General features: G+C 45.2%; 16 protein-coding genes. 4 read left to right on the top strand and 12 right to left on the bottom strand.

Annotated features, from left to right (window positions below; translation table 11 throughout):
- Positions 1–5 precede the first annotated feature (5 nt).
- The 12 genes from MCJ35_RS23690 to MCJ35_RS23635 all read right to left on the bottom strand — a co-directional run bounded on the left by MCJ35_RS23690 (position 6) and on the right by MCJ35_RS23635 (position 13,489).
- Positions 6–671, bottom strand: a complete 666-nt coding sequence (locus tag MCJ35_RS23690) for a DUF6100 family protein (RefSeq protein ID WP_025484969.1) — start codon at positions 669–671, stop codon at positions 6–8.
- The gene (locus tag MCJ35_RS23685; protein ID WP_025484971.1) at positions 664–1,203 is read right to left on the bottom strand and encodes a DUF5697 family protein; all 540 of its coding nucleotides are present in this window, start codon (positions 1,201–1,203) and stop codon (positions 664–666) included. Before MCJ35_RS23685 ends, MCJ35_RS23690 begins: the two co-directional genes overlap by 8 nt.
- Positions 1,204–1,333: 130 nt before the next feature.
- Positions 1,334–4,321, bottom strand: coding sequence for a VirB4 family type IV secretion system protein (locus tag MCJ35_RS23680; protein WP_025484973.1), 2,988 nt, complete (start codon positions 4,319–4,321; stop codon positions 1,334–1,336).
- Between the two features lie 35 nt (positions 4,322–4,356).
- Positions 4,357–5,568, bottom strand: a complete 1,212-nt coding sequence (locus tag MCJ35_RS23675; RefSeq protein WP_025484974.1) for a C40 family peptidase — start codon at positions 5,566–5,568, stop codon at positions 4,357–4,359.
- A complete protein-coding gene (locus MCJ35_RS23670; protein WP_025484976.1) occupies positions 5,565–6,461 on the bottom strand; it encodes a hypothetical protein in 897 nt (298 codons plus the stop codon). Before MCJ35_RS23670 ends, MCJ35_RS23675 begins: the two co-directional genes overlap by 4 nt.
- A 13-nt stretch (positions 6,462–6,474) precedes the next feature.
- Positions 6,475–7,185: a hypothetical protein gene (locus MCJ35_RS23665; RefSeq protein ID WP_025484977.1), complete on the bottom strand. Its 711-nt coding sequence runs from the start codon at positions 7,183–7,185 to the stop codon at positions 6,475–6,477.
- Positions 7,186–7,207: 22 nt separating this feature from the next.
- Positions 7,208–7,516, bottom strand: coding sequence for a hypothetical protein (locus MCJ35_RS23660; protein ID WP_025484979.1), 309 nt, complete (start codon positions 7,514–7,516; stop codon positions 7,208–7,210).
- Between the two features lie 11 nt (positions 7,517–7,527).
- Entirely contained in the window at positions 7,528–7,938 is a 411-nt protein-coding gene (locus MCJ35_RS23655; RefSeq protein WP_025484980.1) for a hypothetical protein, read from the bottom strand.
- Between the two features lie 213 nt (positions 7,939–8,151).
- Positions 8,152–8,703 (bottom strand): hypothetical protein, encoded by a 552-nt coding sequence (locus MCJ35_RS23650; protein WP_025484981.1) that lies wholly within the window; start codon positions 8,701–8,703, stop codon positions 8,152–8,154.
- Between the two features lie 12 nt (positions 8,704–8,715).
- A complete protein-coding gene (locus MCJ35_RS23645; protein WP_025484982.1) occupies positions 8,716–9,915 on the bottom strand; it encodes a MarR family transcriptional regulator in 1,200 nt (399 codons plus the stop codon).
- 348 nt (positions 9,916–10,263) lie between these two features.
- Positions 10,264–11,775 carry a response regulator gene (locus tag MCJ35_RS23640; protein ID WP_025484984.1) on the bottom strand — a complete coding sequence of 504 codons (1,512 nt, stop codon included), beginning with the start codon at positions 11,773–11,775 and terminating at the stop codon, positions 10,264–10,266.
- Positions 11,753–13,489, bottom strand: a complete 1,737-nt coding sequence (locus tag MCJ35_RS23635; protein WP_025484986.1) for a sensor histidine kinase — start codon at positions 13,487–13,489, stop codon at positions 11,753–11,755. Before MCJ35_RS23635 ends, MCJ35_RS23640 begins: the two co-directional genes overlap by 23 nt.
- Positions 13,490–13,711: 222 nt before the next feature.
- Between MCJ35_RS23635 and MCJ35_RS23630 the strand changes: the two genes are divergently transcribed.
- The 4 genes from MCJ35_RS23630 to MCJ35_RS23615 all read left to right on the top strand — a co-directional run bounded on the left by MCJ35_RS23630 (position 13,712) and on the right by MCJ35_RS23615 (position 19,357).
- A complete protein-coding gene (locus tag MCJ35_RS23630; protein WP_025484987.1) occupies positions 13,712–15,127 on the top strand; it encodes an extracellular solute-binding protein in 1,416 nt (471 codons plus the stop codon).
- A 95-nt stretch (positions 15,128–15,222) separates the two neighbouring features.
- Positions 15,223–16,113, top strand: coding sequence for a carbohydrate ABC transporter permease (locus tag MCJ35_RS23625; protein ID WP_025484988.1), 891 nt, complete (start codon positions 15,223–15,225; stop codon positions 16,111–16,113).
- Complete coding sequence (locus MCJ35_RS23620; protein ID WP_025484989.1) at positions 16,106–16,939, top strand: carbohydrate ABC transporter permease; 834 nt, start codon at positions 16,106–16,108, stop codon at positions 16,937–16,939. The genes MCJ35_RS23625 and MCJ35_RS23620 overlap by 8 nt, the downstream gene beginning before the upstream one ends.
- 9 nt (positions 16,940–16,948) lie before the next feature.
- Positions 16,949–19,357 carry a beta-mannosidase gene (locus tag MCJ35_RS23615; protein ID WP_025484990.1) on the top strand — a complete coding sequence of 803 codons (2,409 nt, stop codon included), beginning with the start codon at positions 16,949–16,951 and terminating at the stop codon, positions 19,355–19,357.
- The last annotated feature ends 8 nt before the right edge of the window (positions 19,358–19,365 follow it).

The following is a 19,365-nucleotide window of genomic DNA, read 5'->3' as shown; positions in this document are numbered from 1 at the left end:
TATTTTTAAGAAAAATCCGATACCTCATCCAGGCTGTACTGATGGGATTTCAGCCAGTCCGGAAAGCAGTTTTTTTCCATAACCGTAAGAACTGTGCAGTCTTCGGTTCCCAGGCGGGTACAATGGTAGACATCGCATAGGAGACCGGTGTCATCCTTCATCAGGAATGCGGCGGCCGTGTCCAGAATCTGTTTGCACTCCAGATTGTCATAGTCCCGCACCCTTCGTGAGGAGAGGTTTCGGTCATACTGGTGGGAAAAGCAGACTACACATTCATGAAAGTGGAGAAGTTCATGCCCGTCTGCATAGTCTGAAAGGCACTGGTAAAGCGGTTCGGTAACGAATGACGGGTTGCTGTGCCGGTATTTTTTGGGCATCAGCCCCGGCAGGGTGATCATAACCATATTCGATGTCTGGGTGATGGTAATACCCTGTATAGCGGCCGCTTTCTTCATCAGCACCGGTTTGGGTACCAGATTGGCCGCGTAGATCAGATTCCGAAGGGAGCATGCAATGTGTTCCGCCCGCAGGGCCGCGTCGGTACTCAGTTCCTCATAATTCTGGGGATAGTCTTTGCTGTCCGTTAAATCCAGCGCATATAAGGTATTAGTCAGTTTTGGTATTTCAGCCTGTATTTTCTGGGTACGGGCATTTAGGGTGTTTCTATCCATGGATTCCTCCTTGCTGTTTTTTTAAATACTGAACCTGTCCGTCCGATACCAGGCAGAAGGCCGCAATGTCCGGCAGACGGCAGGCTTTATCCAATTGCCTTTGATCGGCCAGGACAACCAGGCGCTGACAACCATCCACCGGCCGGTGCTGCAGGGAAAGGGCGTGGATAACCAGGAGTTCTTTTCCTTCCGGCAGGCTGATAACCTCATAGCCCTCCTCCCTGGCAAAAAAAGTCAATGTCACTGGAAATTCGCCGGGAGAGTGGTAGGTGACTTCCGGAAAAAAGTCTAAAAGCACATCAATGGCCTTCGACATGCAGTCCACAGGTTCTTTTTCCGGAAGGCATTTCACTGCATCGTCCTGTAATAGAATCCTGCCTTGTTTTTGCAGGCGTCTCAGCAGAGAAAGAAGGGATGGTACCGGGATGGAGGGAAACAAACCAATGAGCTGTCTCAATTCCAAACAGTGATAAAGAGACAGTACACGGATAATTTCCTTCCGGTCATTGTCAGCTTGGTTGGGATAAATCATAAGCGCCTCCTTAATATTCATAGAAACATGGCTTGTTTGCGCAATCCTGCGTATTCTTTACGCATAGAGAAAAGCGGCGCCAAACACGGAACACAGGTAAATGGGTAAAGTTTGCGCAAATATGTGGATATCAGCCTGCTTCCGCCATGGCCTGCTGATGTTTCTCCCGTGCCAGGATTTTCTTTAGCTCCTCCCGGTCTGTTGTAATCAGGTCTTTTTCCAGGTCAGAGGCTTTGAACTCAACGGTCACGTTATTGTTGTTTGTTGATATCAGGGCATTACCGCGTTCAAAATGGGTAATTGCCATAGTTTCAGCCTCGGACAGATGCAGGATTGACTGTACGCGCATGGCCTCCTCATCTTCCAGGTTCAGAATGATTTTGGTCTTGGAGTTGTTTATGATTCCTTTTCCGTATTTTCCATCCTCTAAAGCGAAGAAGTCATTTAAGTCCTGGGTAGCACAAATTGCCGATCCCCCATAACCCCGGATGATTTTAAAAATCTCAAGAACAAATTCAGCTGCAAGGCGGTTGGAGGAAGCCCCAATCAGCTGCCATGTCTCATCGATGAAAATTGCTTTTTCCACCGTCCGGTCTTCCTTTGCCTTATCCCACACGAAGTCTAAAGCCACGAACATCCCTACGGTAAGCAAGTCACCTGTCAGCTCTGAAATATCCAGAACCGTATATTTATTCTCCAGGTTAACATTAGTCTGCTGATTAAAGGTGGAAGCGGAGCCATGAACCAGCCGGTTCATAATATTTGCCAGCCTCCTGGTATCCGCATTTTCTTTCAGAATATTATAGACATCTTCCAAAATCGGCATTTCCCGGTATTGTCCCGGACACTTCGGATCATACAGGCTTTCATTGTTATGGGTAATACCCTTGCGTCTATAAGTCTGTATGAGGGCCTCATCCAATAGCTGCCGTTCCTCATGGTTCATATCCGGTATCAGGAGGGAAAAGAAAATGTGGAGCCGCTGAATTTTGGCTGCCAGTTCGGATTTCTCTGTCTGCGGGCCATCCAACAGGTCATTGGCGGAAGTATCTATTTTACGGATTTCCATGACATTGATACAGTTTTTTGATGCAGGGGATATCTGAATGAATTCACCGCCGATATTGCGGCAGGCCCGATGGAATTCATGCCCCTTCAGGGGAGCGATAATAAATACCTGGATGTTTTTTCTCCGCATCCTTAAAGCCATCAGCTGCATGGTAAAGGTTTTTCCAGCGCCTGAAGTTCCGAGCAGAGCAATGTTAGCGTTTTTGTACACCCTGGAATTAAAGATATCCACAATAATCAGGGAATTGTTATGCTTGTTTACACCGAGCAGGATTCCATTATCATCACACATTTCAAAGCTGGTAAACGGATAGCAGCTTGCCACACTGGTAGTCAGTACGTTACGCTTTGACCGCTCAAACAGCTTTTTGTCCAAGGATACAAGCGGAAGCGCGGAGAGAAGGGCCTGTTCCTCGCGGAAATGGCAGGTTACAGCCTCCATATCCTGAGATAGCAGAAGCTTTTTCATCTCGTTTGTCCTCCATTCCAATTCCTCCAGACTGTCTGCCGTGATGGTGACGAGGATATTCATATAATAGAAATCCTCATTGTTAGCCAGTCCTTCTTTCAGGAAATAGCCGGAACGGATTGCACTGTCCAAATCATCAAAGTCAGAGTTGGTATCAGAGGTATCCTTGATTTTGGAACGGTTGATCCTGAGCTGCTGTCCCAGCTTCTGTTGGATACGGTCTTTCGGCTGCCGGTCAAAGAAAATATCCACGTCAATTCCTTCGCCGGCGTTTACAAGCAGGGAAAGCCAGCCGGCACAGACCTGTGTACGATAGCCGCTTGATGGAATCAGAAGATAGGTATGATAGATTCCATCCATGACACAATAGTTCCCATGGGTAAAGTCAATACTTTCCGGGGAGAAAAATTCGGAGGCGGGGATGTGTTCCAGCTGATTGTTCCTTCCGGCATTGATATACTGTCCGATTACCTCGTTTACCCGGACGGATAACGGCTTTGTGGCACTGGTCTTACGGTTCAGCAGATTATAGATGACATCGGTAGCCATCTCGTCTTCATTATCCGGAACCAGAAGTTCATTTCCGCATTGCTGCAGATAGGTTTTCGCGGTTTGCACGGCAGTAAGCAGGGCTGAACGTGCTTCTGATTCATCGCTGTTGCGGCTCCCGGCAAATGGTTCATATTCAAAAATAATAAAAAAGCGCCGGGTGATGGCCTCCCTGGAGCCGATGCGTTGGATCAGCAGCTCATAGTCTTTCTGCAGGGCAATACAGCGCTCATCAGTTTCCTCCCTCATTTCTTCCCGTATGGTTTCCAGATGCCGGTTAATGTCGGCCCGCCGGGTCAGGACTTTAAATTGCAGTTTGACCGGGCTGATTTTCAGATAAGAGACAAAGGAATAAATAATGTTTTTCTGCTCTCTGGCACTTCGCAGCAAAAAATTAATAGGCACAATTTCAATGATTTTTACATAGCGGTGATTCTTGGTATAGATAATGCCATTTTCAATCTTTTGGATAGGAAGATACTCTGCCGTAGGGTTTAAAAGTGCTGCGGTGTCTTTAGGGGCAGCCACAGATTTTTTTGGCTTCTTTTTATTAGCCTTTTTGGTTTCTTTTTCCGGCTTTTTCTTTTTGGAAGCTCTCCGTTCCTGAAAACTGCCGAATTCCTCTGGGAAATCTTCTTTAGCCGTTTTGGCTTTACGTTCCCTTTTTTTGATTGGATGTTCCCGGGGATTTTTCTTGCTGTCCGATAATGGTTCTGTTTCTGATTCTTCTATTTTGCCAATAATGCGTCTGTTCTTTAAATAAAGAAAGAAGTTAATGACGAAAGAGGACAAGCTCTCCCCGTTAATACCGATAATGGCAAACAGTGACAAGGGCAGCACTGTCAGGCAGGCAATGATAATTTTTGTAGTGAGAGTCACCGGAAGCCTGAATTCCGGAATCCCAATAGCCAGAGCAATCAACAGAGCCTCAACCGCATTACGGAATTTAACCGTTCCGCCGAATATCGTGCCTGTTTCAATAAAATTGGGTGGTATCACATAGATATCTGTTTCTTCCTGTCGCATGGACATAATGCACCTCCTAAAAAAGGCCATCTGCCGGCCGGTCAGGGCGAGGCATATGGCCTTCCACATAATACAATGTTGTTGATACTGTAAATCGGACGGTAGACAACCTTCTTTTTAGAAGAGGAGGCATCCACCACGTAACCGTCGCCGGCATAGATCGCAATATGGCTGATGTTTAAATAGCGGTTGTTCACTTCAAAGGAATAGAAAATCAAATCCCCAGGGGCCAGGTCCTCATAGGCGATAGCCAGGTGGTTCTCTGCAATATAGCGTCCTTGGGCGGCGGCTGTGTTGGAACCTTCGTATAGGAGGGAGACCCCTAGCTGCTTATATACCCAATAGGTAAATGAGCTGCAGTCAAAATATCCTTCCTGGTTCCGCAAATCCTGGCTATATGGTGTCCCCAATTTGGTGAGAGCCATGTCAACTGCAGCATTTCCGGTCTCGCCGGGGATTAAGTCCGGATTGATTTCCACGTTATAAACCGTATCAAATAAGAACAAATGCAGGTTGGACGCATAGAGTGTAGCGGTCTCTGCCTGCTCCTCAGTCAAATGGAATACATGATCGGCAAAGTAACCGTCACCGGCATATTGGACAATATATTCATAATGGTAATAGGTTTCTTTTTCGCCGGTATCCGGATCCGTTTCTTCGTGGCTGGTAATATCAACGGTATAGGAAAAGATACCATCTGTACCCGCCCGTAAAATCTGCTCAAGTTTTGCAAGATTCACTTCCTGATAATCTGCCTGTGAAGCACAAAACTGGGAAATAATCAGAGCGCTTTCATATATAATGCAGTCTGAAAAATCATCGGTAATACTGTAGTCACAGTTAGAACCAAGATTGGCCGCAGCCTTTTCAATCTGCTTTAGGAGCGCATCATGCTTTTCACGCAGGATGGCCTCAATCCCCATTTCAACCTCAGAGATATTCGACATGATGACAGTATTATCATTCAGCACGTTGGCAGGCACTTCATTCAGTCCTTTGCTGCCGAAAATCAGTGACGGGAGCATCAGAATAAACATGACCGGCAGCAAAAACAGGGCTATCATGACAGTAATGACTTTTGCCACTAAATGCCGGCTTTCCCATAACCCGGCGGCAGCCATTCCATAAGGGCCGGCGGCCGCTCCTTTGGAGAGGCCTGCAATGGCTTTCCCTGTTTTAACAGCCCCCTTTATCGCGCCTGCAGTCTTAGCCATCTGCAGGATTGGGGAGTCCTCACTGGTTTTACCACTCATACACGATCCTTTCTTTTAGGCATGTTTGGAAGCTTTTGCACAATACTCTCGTGGTAGGCTATCTGCCCTTTCTCTGTCATGTATGGTGTCCGTTCCACAGTGTCGGTCGCATACTGGCGGTACCATGTGGCGTTATCAGCAGTAGTTACCGTATCATAACTGCCTTCCGGAGCCATATACTGATCCGTATGGTACATGGCAAAAGAGGAGCCATTTGGATGCTCAATACCTGTTTCCATCCCCATAATACGGCCGCCGCCGATTTCCACGCCAGAGTAATCCGGGGCATCGGGGATTCCAGTCTGCCCCATATAGGAGGTCAGGGCCTGTGCTGCCTGTGGCCCGGTCATGGAACCAGTGTAGCTGATGTTTCCCTGGGCGACGGCTCCGGTGACACTGTTGGCAAATTCTCCCCCTTTCTTTACAGAGGTCTCAAAAGCCCTCCGGCTGATGGGGTTACTGGATTGGCCGGTTACAGTGTTAATGGCGCTTTGTGAAAACTGCCGGCCAACCGCTCCAGCCAGACCGCCGGATAGTACGGAAGCATGGTTCATCGTAGATCCGCCCCTTACGGAGCAACCTCGAAAACTTCCTCCGGTAGATATATTTTTGGCCGTAGTAAGGCCTTTTGCAGCGACCATCAGCTCGCCTACCATGGAACCGCCGGTATGCCCGACGTTAATACCAAGGCTGCTCATGAAGCTGTCAATCTTCTGGCTGACTTTCAGGAAAGCGATAGCACATAAAAACCAGATAAAAATACTGCCGGCTGTTTCCTCTTTTCCATTGGCGGCTACTTCGTCTTCTGTGACAGCCAGTACCGGCATTGCCTGCATGAAGGTCAGAGAAAGTGAAAGAAGCAGCATACTGACAGCGGTTTTAAGTTTTTTCATCTTCGAGCACCTCCTAAAGCGATAATGGGCTGGCAATGAAATTTCCAACCATAGATGTAAACAGGCGCAGGCACCAGGCATTCATAACCAGTAAAAAAAGCTGTCCGCCAAACATTCGGCACCAGCTTTTGAAGATATTGGAGGTTGTCTGGGAAGAACCGGTGGCAAATGCCATTGGCGCGGTAAAGACCAGGACCCCAAGCAGGATATAACGTTCTGCCGCCTCAAACAAAAGTTTAATGTAGTTCCATGCCAGCATTAAGACAAGGATTAGGGCAATTAAGGCAACGGAACCGCTTGCACAGACGCCGAGGATCGTCAGCATGACAGAATTGAAATCTGCGAAGCTGATAGGTGGGAGTTCCGAGGTAAGAATCCATTTATAGGGAGTACCGCCTACCTCCAGAAGAATGTCCGTGATATCTCTGCAGTAATATACAAGCAAGATGAACAGCACAGAACGGATGCTCAGCTTAAAGGGATCTTCAGCCTCGACGCCAGCAATTAATCCAAAATTTTTAAACAGCTGCCAGACCCAGTTGAGCAGGATAAGACCAATTCCCGTCGCAACAAATATCCGGTACATGGTATCAGCTGCCGGGAAATAGCGCAGAAAGGTATCCATGCTGCAGCCCAAAGCCCCTAATACGGAAGTTGTGATTAAATCAAGGCCATTCATGACCTGTTCGGCCAGCCATTCGACAATCCCATCTAAAATGCCCATGCAATCTTTCCTCCCTTCGTGTTTAGGTGCATGATATCCGAGATTTCGGTAAAAAGGCCATGTATGAAACCTTCTCCTGGATACCGGTATGAATCTTGTGATTTTGATGCAGGATTGTCAGGTGGCGTTTATAGTTGTGCTGCGAAAAAGAGGCAGGAAAGCGGAGTTGGAATATAGCTTCCGGAGTTCTCCTTACCAAGGCCGGGCAGATATGGATTAGGTAGCCGGACTTCCTGTTTCCATGAATGTTGCAGTTACCAAGATAGGAATAGCTCCCATCTGGATTGCTTGCATAAAGTGATGGATGACAGCGGGTTTTCTTCAGGTTCATTGCTTCCTCCTTTATCCGTTCCATTTCCCATCCGAGAAAAATGGAGTAACATATGCCATGATGAAACCTAACCCGTTCAGGATGACCCATGAAATAGCGATGCGTTTCAGCCATGCTCTCGATTCGTCCACGGTTTTTCCGGATTTTGAGAAATTCATAAGCAGCAACGCTACAGAGGCGGTCACAATGGCAGCAATGGTGGAAATACCTAAGATTTTCCCGTAGACATCCTTCATAATGGTTTCGGCCTGAGACCACATATCAGCGGCCAGAACCGGCTGAACATTGAGGGCTATGATATAGGCGGAGATTGCAGCTGTGTACATGACTTTTCCTAAAACAATTTTTTTCCTGCCTCCCAATATACGGTGGCGGGTTGCTGCAGGTACAGCGGGTGTCTGAATACTCTTTTCTTTTTTCACGTTCTACCTCCTGTAAATGAAATAGAAAAGGCCGGCTTTTCAACGAATTGCCGGCCCTTTCGGGTAAAAAAATAACACCTGGATAAACCGGTGTCTGGTTCTGGCATAAACGCCATTGGATATAGCTTTAAGCGTGACCATTATAGCATGTCAAAAATGCAGTGTAAATCGCATTTACGTGCCAGTTTTTCTTGATTTTATGCCATTTTACGGTCATTCCTTTTCTGATTCTGTGTCTTTTGGAAAGAATTTATCTAAGACTCCCAGGCAGTCCCTGGAAGTATAGCCCCACAGAATACCGCTTAAAGCATCAATAGCCTGCGGTTTCTTCCGGTAATAGGTCCGGTAAGAGATATTGGCAATATGGGGGCGCAGCTTGTCTATAATTTCATCCGTGTTCTGCAGCTGCTGGGGAGAGAGATAAGTGTAGTACAGAATCCAGTAATATTGTTCTCCAAACTTGTGCTTGCTCCGCAGGATATCAACGGCAGATGTAAGAAGGGACAGCATTTTATTGCTTCGTTCAATGCTCCTTGCGTAATTTTCAAGTTTCGTCCCGTATATATCTGCCCCTGCCAGGTATATGGAATCCAGGAATTCCTCCACGCTGTTGCCGTATTCAATCTCAAATTCCCGTCGGACATGCTGCACATCCAGCTCCAGGTTCCATACGGCATCGCGGTAATTTTTCAGGAGTTTGCAGGTATCATGGTAGACAGGGCTATCCTGATCTACTGGCTGGTTTTTCCCTTTTGAACGGTTCATATGCGATTCCTCCTATTCTTCTCCAGCCATTGGCTGGGCATATGCTCTTGGGATTACAGTGTTTTTTGACGCTTTGGGGGACTGATTCCCTTCCTGCGCCTGTATATTTAATTCAAAGTGGTAACTGGCAGGGCTTCCCCCACAGCTGATATTGAGAGAATACCTTAAAATCCCTTCCCCGCTGTCGGATAACCTATATAACTTATAGTTGCTTTTGCTGCATTCACAGCATGGAATCCCTTGCGCTGCAAGGATTCCAGCCACTTTATGCACCATCTTCTTAATGTGCGATTCTGGGACGCTATTTTCAGAATCTGAAACGTATATCTGTTCGTCTTTAATTACAGATTCTGGAATTTCTGTGCCTGATGCCGTAGTTTCCATAGACTCCTCCTCACTGATGATTACGGGCAACTGGAAAGTCAGTGACACTTCCTCTTTATCGATCATGACATCGCTGATGTTAAACATTGTAGATAGATAGCTCTGTAAATACAGGACACTTCCATGGGTGCCGGTAAAAGATACAGAGGTGAGATACTGTTGTTCCTCCAGCTTTTTCAGCAGCCGGCTGACCGTGGATTTGGATATCCCCCATCGGGAGGCCAGATCGCGGCAGGTTATTAAAGGGTTGCTGGTATGATTGCGGAAATATACGACCGGCCCGACATCCGATCCCTGTATTTGAGAATCATTGTAGATTGCATGAATCCACATATCCAAAATAATGTCCATTTCAGAACACCGTCCCATGCTGACCAGTTCGTGTACGGCTGCAATTGGGAAAAAGAAAAAACCAACGTCTTTCTGGCATGGATAATTATATTCCAGAGAAGTATTGTTGGCTTTCCAGTTATTGATATGAAATTTTATGAGTTGCCCCCGGTCCAGCCTTGTGTATGTGACATAATGTTGTTGCTGCAGGTGATCCAGAATGGAGATAGCCTGATGTTGGAACCTGGTACGAAACCATTGTGCCAGCTCAGAAGGGGTACATATCCATTCTCCCGGTTCAATAAGATAGGTAATACTGTCCAGGCGGCGGTAGGATGAGCGGTAGTTTGCAAAGGAACAAAGGACAATGTAATAATACAGGTAAGAACTGCCGCAGGTACGGATATTGACGTCCTGCGTCAGCCGGCGGATAAAGGGGCGGTAGATCCGACAGCGCGGATAGTCCACGATTTGTTTAAGTTCTAATTGATATTCCATTTTGACCTCCATTAAGGTATGTTTGACTTTCAGCTGAAACAGCTATATAATTTATTTGGGCTAAAAACAATGGTGGCAGCTGAATAAGGTGGTCATAAGGTGGATGGCAATTTTCAATATGGCTGGGAACCCTTGAAAAATCGCATGTTTGCCGAGGCGAATGGCGTGGGTCTGCAACACCCTCACCACCGGTCCGAATCCGGTCGTCGCCTCTCATCTAAACCTCGGAAACTTTGATTTTCCGAGGTTTTTTGTTTATCTGGTTTTATATAATTACCCCTAAGTATTAAATGGTACAATATATATATGAATATAAGAGGATGAAACAAGTCTATATGATGCCAAAACTCACAGGCGGTTCTGTTGGGATATCTTATATTCCCTTGGACTCATACCCGTAATTTTTAGAAAATAGGAGGAAAAACGTTTATACTCCATGTACCCTACTTTGGAGGCAATCTCCGAGACTTTTAAATCGGAGTTGAGAAGCAGCTCCTTCGCCTTTTCTATACGAAGGTTGTGTATATATTGTACAATCCCGATGTTGATATTGTTCTTAAATATTTTGCTGATATAGGAAGGAGTCACACAGCAGTGCCGGGCAATTGCATTTAGGGAAATCTGTTCACTATAATGGGTGTCAATATATTGGAGGGCCATTTTTACGATGGAATTATGGGGAATCTCCGGACTGAAATTCTGAATCATCTCATTCACCTTTTGAAAAATCAAGGTTGCATCATTACACTCACGGATAGTACTTAAATATGGAAGGGCCTGTTCATATTTGCCTGATACACTGAATATACCGATTGTAATCCGTTCCATGGATGCCCTGTATTGGCAAAAGGGAACTTGGCGCTGCTGGAAAAAGGAAAAAAATTGCTCCAGTTTTCCAAATACATCAATGTAATTATGTATTGAAAAGGAATGTAAGATTTCCTGTTCCAGCGTCATGAGGAGGTCCAGATTCACCTTCTCGGGAGGAGCTTCACTCAACAAAATTAGTTTTTCACCTGCATGCCAGCATAGGTGTTCTTTTGACCTGACCAGGCGGCCCAGCAGATAAGGCAGATCTTCAATTGTTCCAGCCCTATGTGAAATAAGCATTTGGGCCTTTTCATGTTTCTGGATAAAGCCATCCATGACAGCCTCACATTGGTCTAAAGGAATTAAATTTGATGAAAGGTTCAGGATTCCGATGATTCCCACGTCTTTTTTCCACACAAGAAAAGGAGAACTGGCGGAAAAGGAAAACAGCAGGCTCATAATCAAGCTGTCTACATCCTCTCCATTCTCTGTATGAAGCAATAAAGGAAAGTAGTATGGACCAGCCAGGTTTACCTCTAGAAGCTGGGCCTGTTCAAGAAGCAGTCCGCTTTCCATTTTACCGGATATAATATCGTCCATAAAATTGACACGTATGTTCTGGAAACAGTATTCCATCAAAGAAGAGGTATCTGATACTGCATCATCATGGAAGGCGGTATCAATTTTCTCTTTGCATTTCAAAACAGCCTGAAGGATATCGCTGGAATTAGCGGATTTCATCACAAAATCCACAGCACCATTGCGGATGGCACCCAGAAGGTATTCTTTGTCATCATAGCCGCTGATAAATATTATTTTTGTATCAGGGAGCAGTTCCTTGATTCTTTCTGCCATTATAAGGCCATTCATTACCGGCATCCTGATATCAGAGATGATAATATCGGGATGATGTTTGATGGCCTTTTGTAGTCCGTCTTCACCGTTCACAGCTTCTGCCACAACTTCGATATCATGGGAAGACCAGTTGATATGGAAGTGGATTCCCCTTCGTATAATGGTTTCATCGTCAACAATCATCAGTGTTGTCATAAGGCACCTCCTCTTTTCTTATGACGGGCATGGTCACCTTGAAGATGGTCTCGCCAAATTCCACTGTGCAGCTGATTCCATAGGAATTGCCATGTCTCAAACGGATACGGTCATTAATGTTGCGGATGCCGATTCCTTTCTCAGCGGAAATAGGCTTATTAAGTATTTCCTGAATGGAATCAATATTAACATCAGTACCGGTATTCCGCACTTCATAAATCAGACAATCATTACTGCAGAAAATGTGGATTTTTACGGTGCCTGATCCGGTCACATCAATACCGTGCAGGATGGCATTTTCCACAAGGGGCTGAAGAATTAATTTGATGACCATATAGTCGGATGCTTCTACCTGGGTATCAATTTCATATTTTAGTTGTTCCTGGTGTCGTACCTGCTGTATGTAGAGATAACAACTTACATGCTCCAGTTCCGATGAAAGGGGAACCATGTCATTTTCGTCTCCGGCAAGGGAAAGGCGGAAGAGTTTGGACAGGGAGGATACCATCTGGCTTACATCTTTTGTCATGTTAAACTCAGACATCCAGTAGATGGTATCCAGTGTGTTATATAAAAAGTGTGGATTAATCTGTGACTGGAGGATGGATAGCTGGGCATCCTTTAGTTTCATATTTTTAAGATACACCTCATTATAAGAAATCTGAAGCTTTTCACACATCTCATTAAACTGGAGGGCAAGTGTTGCAATTTCATCATGTCCCGTTACTTCAGCCCGGGTAGAAAAATCTTCGGTTGTGGTAATGCGTTCCATGGAATTCCCAAGCTTTTTTAAGGGGGATACGATTAGTGCAGTAAATGCGTAGGACAGAAAAAGACAGATTGCAGTACAGCACAGGGTAAAGATTCCCCAAGTAGCATTCAGGCTGTTCAGAACCGAATTCTCAAAGCCATTGCTGCTGATGCCAAACAGATACCAGCCTGCATTGGATAGTGAGTAAGGCGTTATATAGCAGTCATAATCCTTCAGGTAAAGGCAGCTTCCATTATAGGTATCCAGCAGGTCAGCGGTCATGGTGTTTAAGACATCTGTTGCTTTCTGTACTGTGTCCCCATTCTGGTATATCAGATTTCCATGTCTGTCCATGATATAGTAATTTGTATCAATGGGTTCTTTTTGGGGAAAGAGGGTATCCAGCGCTTTTATATTCATTCGGATTTTTAAATACCCAATCTCAGCTTTCAGGTTGGTGGGAATCCTGAGGAGCCTCCCAAAATATATCTGGGTGTTTCCATTGGAATCTGATTCAAAATTCCATAGGGGATATCCTTTGTTCTGATTTAAGGTATCAATTTCATCTTCTGATAGGTAGATACGCTCCCCGCTTCTCACATATTGGCCATCCTTGCCCCATACTGCAATTCCTTCAATATTTTCATTTGAATAGGGGAGAAGAGCCAGGGTATTCTGTACGTTAATCTTTTTCTGGTTAAAATCGGGTGAGTCCAGAGGTGTTGTGAGAAAACCGGTGATATTGGTTTCAAAAGTGGCATATAGGCCAAAGTCATACAGGGAATTAAATGTCTGATCACAGGATATGCCAATGGAGTGTATGTTCTGTATATTCAGGGTGGTGGTGCTGTCTTTTGCAAAATTCTTAGCATACCGGGCAAACACAATCTGTGAGATTACCATGGGGATGGTGAAGATGACAATAAAAATCAAAATCAGCTTCAGGCGGATATTTAATTTCATGCGGCATCCTGTCCCTTCTTTGTATATTCATATAAGTATAACAAAAAAGCAGGATAAAGTCAAAAAAACAGGATATTACTTTCGTCTATTCTATTTAAAAATCAACAAAATCAATAAAATAATTAGATAAATCATACAAAAAGCACGGTTTTATATCCAGGATTATTTTGTTACTATGGATATATCAATCATAAGTACTGAAAAACAAGGAGGGTTATGGAAATGAAGAAATCATTCAGAATGTATGCTGCTTTACTGTCGGTTGCAATGCTTTTAACGGCTTGCGGAAGTTCTGCCGGGACATCGGCAACAGCTGCTGACACAACAGCTGCCGGCACAGTGGCTGCAGCAAAGACAGAAGAGCCGGCAGAAAAGACAGAAAGAGGGGAAAAGGTAAAATTATCCATAATGCATGCATACACCAAAGAAGAGGCGGACAGCGGTGATAATACAAGAAAAATGCCAAGGGAAACAGTTCTCGAGTGGGCGGAAAATAACAAGGATTCTGTTCAGGTGGAAGTGACCGAGGTACAGCATGATGACTATGAGACAAAACTTCAGGCACTGGCAGCAGCGGATGATCTTCCGGATGTATTCACCATGAAGGGGTCCTGGGTTGAAAATTTTAATGCCAGCGGCCTGCTGGCAGATATGACGGATGCGGTTAATAACTGCCAATGGAAAGACCAGTATAAATTTTATCTGTTTGATGGTGTGACAACAAAAGATGGGAAGATTATTGGCGCTCCCATGCAGTATTCTGCCACAACTATTGTGTATTACAATAAGGATTTATGGAAACAGGCAGGGTATGACAGCTTCCCTGCAACCTGGGATGAACTTCTGGCAGCAGTTCCCAAGTTCCAGGAAATGGGCGTACAGACCATTGCATTAGGAAATCTTGACAAATGGCAGTACAATTCATCCTGGTGTTCGGCGTTGGCAGACCGCTATACGGGATCTGATTGGACCCAGTCAATCATCGATATGGATGGGACCGCCAGCTTTACGGATGAGGATTTTGTTAAATTTTTGGAACTTACCAGTAAAATAGGAGATTCCAATGCCTTGAATCCTGATTATGAAAGCATTGGGAACCAGGAGGCATCCGCCATGCTTTTGTCAGGCAAGGCAGCCACCACCATTGACGGATACTGGAATGTGGAGTATACGGCATCAAATGCAGACCAGGAGATGCTGGATAAGATAGAACTGGCAGTATTACCTGCAGTGGAAGGTGGAAAGGGACAGCCTGACGCGGTTGCAGCCGGCTGCGGCTGGTTTGTAGGAGTAAACAGCAAACTGGAGGGAGAGGCCCTTGAGAAGGCCTTAGACCTGGCAATGTATATGTCCGGCCCGGCCTTATCACAGAGAATGACAGATGTGGGGCTGGTAAGTACTTGTGACACTGTGGCAAAGGATCCCTCAACATTCAGCACCATCAATCAGAAATATCTGGATTTTGTAGCAAATGCAGAGAACACATGCGTGATTTACGATGCAAGGATTAATGCCTCGGTCATAGCTACCATGAATGACCAGTTTGTGGAACTGCTGAGCGGCTCCACAGACCCAGAGACTGCTGCTGGGAAGATTCAGCAGGAATATGAAACCATATGTGCCCAATATGCAAACTGAGCATTTAAACATCAGAAACAAATGCATGAAACCTGCCGGATTACGCAGGTTTCATGACTTAGGGCAGCATTCAAATAAAGGAAGGAGAGGATGGTATGAATAATTTAAGACCTCCTAAGTTTAAATTTGCCATATATTTGCTGCCAGGTATATTGCTGTATGTATTTGCCGTGTTTGTACCCGTGCTGGGCGCCCTGTATTACAGTATGTTTGATTGGATGGGCGGGCCTAAAAAAACATTTGCGGGTCTGCAAAACTATGTCACCTTGCTCCATGATGAGACGTTTTGGCAGGCGTTAAAGAATAATCTGGTCCTTACCATGATCTGTATTGTAGGACAGATTGGAATCGCTTTTCTGATGGCAATGCTGCTGAATACCAGATATGTAAAGATGAAGCAGTTCCACAGGGTGGTAAGCTATTTTCCTGTTACGCTTTCAGCAGTGGTCATAGGTTTTATCTGGTCCATGATTTATGATTACAATTACGGATTGCTGAATACGCTGCTTGGCGTGTTTGGCATGGAGAGTTTACAGCAGGCCTGGCTCAGCAACAGGAAGCTGGCGCTGTTTCTGGTGTCGCTGCCGCTCATATGGCAGTACATAGGCTATTACCTGGTCATTATCCTGTCCGGCCTATCATCCATTGACCCGGGCGTTTTAGAGATGGCTGAAATTGACGGGGCCACTGGATTTCAGCGGGCCAGATACATTACACTTCCATTAATCCGCGGAACATTGATTGTGTGTCTTACCCTTTGTATTTCCGGAAACCTGAAGACCTTTGACCATATTTATGTAATGACAGGAGGAGGACCGGGCATCTCCACCATGGTAATGTCTTTGTATGCGTATCAGAATTCTTTTGTAAGATATAAAATGGGGTATGGCAGTGCCATTTCCATAGGAATCCTGATCATCAGCCTGTTAATTACCCTGCTCAGCAGGAGGATAGCAGGTGGAAAGGGGGAAAAGAGCGGTGTATAAAGTATTGTCCGCCTTAAAGAAGGCAGCGGCGAATCTGTTCGTGATATTGATATCCTTTACCTGTGTCTTTCCTATTATATGGCTCATATATTCTACCCTCAAGACTTCTGCGGAGTTTGACACAAATGTGATTGCATTGCCGGTAAATCCCACCCTGGATAACTACAAAAAGGTGCTGACAGTAAGTTCAATGCCTAAGTATATGCTCAACTCAGTCATGATTTCCGTGATAACAGTCATGCTTATTCTGGTTACCAGCTTTGTGATTGGATATTTCCTGGCCAGGTATGATTTCAGGTTCAGAAACCTGATTTATGGGGGATTCCTCATAGGAATGCTGATTCCCATCCATTCCCTGATGGTACCTATCTATATTATTTTTTCCAAGCTTCACATCAACGACCACAGGTTTACCTTGGTAATCCCCTATCTGGCCTTTCAGATGCCCATTGCCCTTTATCTGATGGAGAATTACATTCACAGCATACCCAGGGAAATGGAGGAGGCAGCAGCGATTGACGGTGCATCCTTTGATATGAGGCTGTTCAGGATTGTTCTGCCAATGGCGAAACCGGTTATGACCGCGGCTGGTATCATTGCATTTTTTTATTGCTGGAACGAGTTCAGCTTTGCATTGATTCTTACTACCAGGGAAACGCTTAGGACACTTCCCTTGGGGCTGGCGCTATTTAAGGGTTCTTATACCACCAACTACCCAATGCTGATGGCTGCAATGGCAATTGCAATCGCACCGGCATTGGTAACCTATATGTTATTTAGCAAGAATATCATCAAAGGCATGATGTCTGGTGCCGTGAAAGGTTAGGAGATTATAATGGAAAGTTACAGTTTAGCAGGAATATGGCAGGTCTATGCCGATGGTCACGATATGACCGCCACAGTTCCCGGTTCCGTATATTCCGCTCTTCTTGAAAATGGATATATGGAAGACCCATATTACCGGGATAATGAATTAAGTGCATTGGAAATCATGAAACAGGATTTTATGTTTAAGAAAAAGTTTAAAGTTCCGGAAACAATCTGCAGGAGCAGCCATGTCCTGCTGCATTGTGATGGGCTTGACACCCTATGTGAGCTTTATCTGAATGGAACAAAAATCGGGAGTGCAGATAACTTCCACAGGATATGGGAGTTCGATATAAAGGATATGATTAGGGAGGATGGGAATGAACTTGTCATCCATATATCATCTCCGATCAATTATATTAAGGAGCAGGATAAGGCTTATCATTTGGGGGGATCACGCCATGCAATGAGGGGATTTCCCCATCTGAGAAAACCTCACTGCATGTTTGGATGGGACTGGGGTCCCAGACTTCCTGATGCCGGGATATGGAATCAGATTAATATCCTGGCATTTGAAGATGCGCGCCTGCAGGATGTCTATATTGAGCAGCAGCATGGACGGGATGAAGTAGGGCTGTCATTCAGAATCAGACATACGGGAGAAGCAGATATAAAGGTAACAATCAAGAATCCGAAAGGGGAAATCATATATGAGGGCGGAAGGACGGAGGTTGCTATAGAGAATCCGCAGCTATGGTGGCCCAATGGACTGGGAAGCCAGCCTTTGTATGAGGTTACTATAGAACTGCTTCAGGAAGATGTAGTTGTGGATAGCATGGTTAGAAGAATCGGGCTGAGGACCATGACTGTGGTTCGGGAAAAGGACCAGTGGGGCGAGAGTTTTGCACACTGTGTCAATGGACAGACGTTCTTTGCAATGGGAGCTGACTATATTCCTGAGGATAATCTATTTCAGCGGATTACGCCGGAGCGTACAAGAAAGCTTTTGGAAAAATGCAAATTTGCAAATTTTAATGCCATCCGGGTATGGGGAGGCGGAAATTATCCGTCAGATGAGTTCTTTGATATCTGTGATGAACTGGGGCTGGTGGTTTGGCAGGATTTTATGTTCTGCTGCGCCAATTATCATCTTACGGACACATTTGAAGAGAATATTACCAGAGAGCTTGAGGATAACATCCGCAGAATCAGGCATCATGCTTCTTTGGGGTTATGGTGCGGCAATAATGAGATGGAAATGTTCGCAAAAGTTGGAGAATACGATGGAAATGACATCACAAGGGGATTTTATATCCGTATGTATGAGCATATCATACCTCATATACTGAAACGAGAAGATCCAAATACATTTTACTGGCCGGCTTCCCCTTCCTCAGGCGGTTCCTTTGATGAACCCAATGCGCCTGACCGCGGGGATGTACATTACTGGGAAGTATGGCATGGCGGGGTTCCTTTTTCAGAGTATCGGAAATACTTTTTCAGATATGCGTCTGAATTTGGTTTTCAGTCTTTTCCATCATTAAAGACAGTTGAATCCTTTACATTGCAGTCGGACAGAAATATTTTCTCCAGAGTAATGGAAATGCACCAGAGAAATGAGGGGGCCAATGGAAAAATCCTTCAATACCTGTCCAAAACCTATCTGTATCCCAATGATTTTGAAACCCTCCTTTATACCTCGCAGCTCCTTCAGGCAGATGCCATCCGGTATGGGGTAGAGCATTGGAGACGGAATAGGGGACGGTGCATGGGAGCCATCTATTGGCAGCTGAACGATATATGGCCGGTGGCTTCCTGGTCATCGGTAGATTACTTTGGAAGACTGAAGGCGCTGCACTATTGCGCCCGCCGTTTCTTTGCGCCGGTGATGATATCCTGTGAGGAGGTATGTGAGACAACAGCCAGGACTTCTGTTGTCATGGAACCGGGAGCAGTGGTAAATACTGCAAGGCTCTGTGTTGCGAATGAAACATGGAATGCTGTATCTGGCGAAGTCAGATGGAAATTAATGACTCCTGATAGCAAAGTTGTGATGGAGGGTGCGAAGGAAGTAGAGGTGGAAGCATTCAGCAGCGAGTGGCTGGAGCAGATGGATTTTGGTGACATGGATTACAGGAGAAATCATCTATATTTTGAGTTTGTTGTTGGCGGGAATGTCCTTTCATCGGGAACCGTGTTATTTACAGCACCGAAACATTATTATTTCCAGAATCCCATGCTCTCCGTAACTTTAGATGGGAATCAGGTGACTGTTAAGGCAGAGGCGTATGCAAAATCCGTTGAAATTTATTCCCATATAGAAGATTTTGTCCTGAGTGATAACTTTTTTGATATGGAGGCCGGGACGGTAACACTTACTGTACTGGAAGGGAATGCAAAACACCTGAAGGTGAGAAGTGTTTACGATATCCGCTAGGTGATAAG

Source organism: Enterocloster sp. OA13, assembly GCF_022440595.1.
GTDB classification, from domain to species: Bacteria; Bacillota; Clostridia; order Lachnospirales; family Lachnospiraceae; genus Enterocloster; species Enterocloster hominis.
The sequence above is the reverse complement of the archived record's forward strand: the minus strand, read 5'-3'. Positions and strand labels throughout refer to the sequence as shown.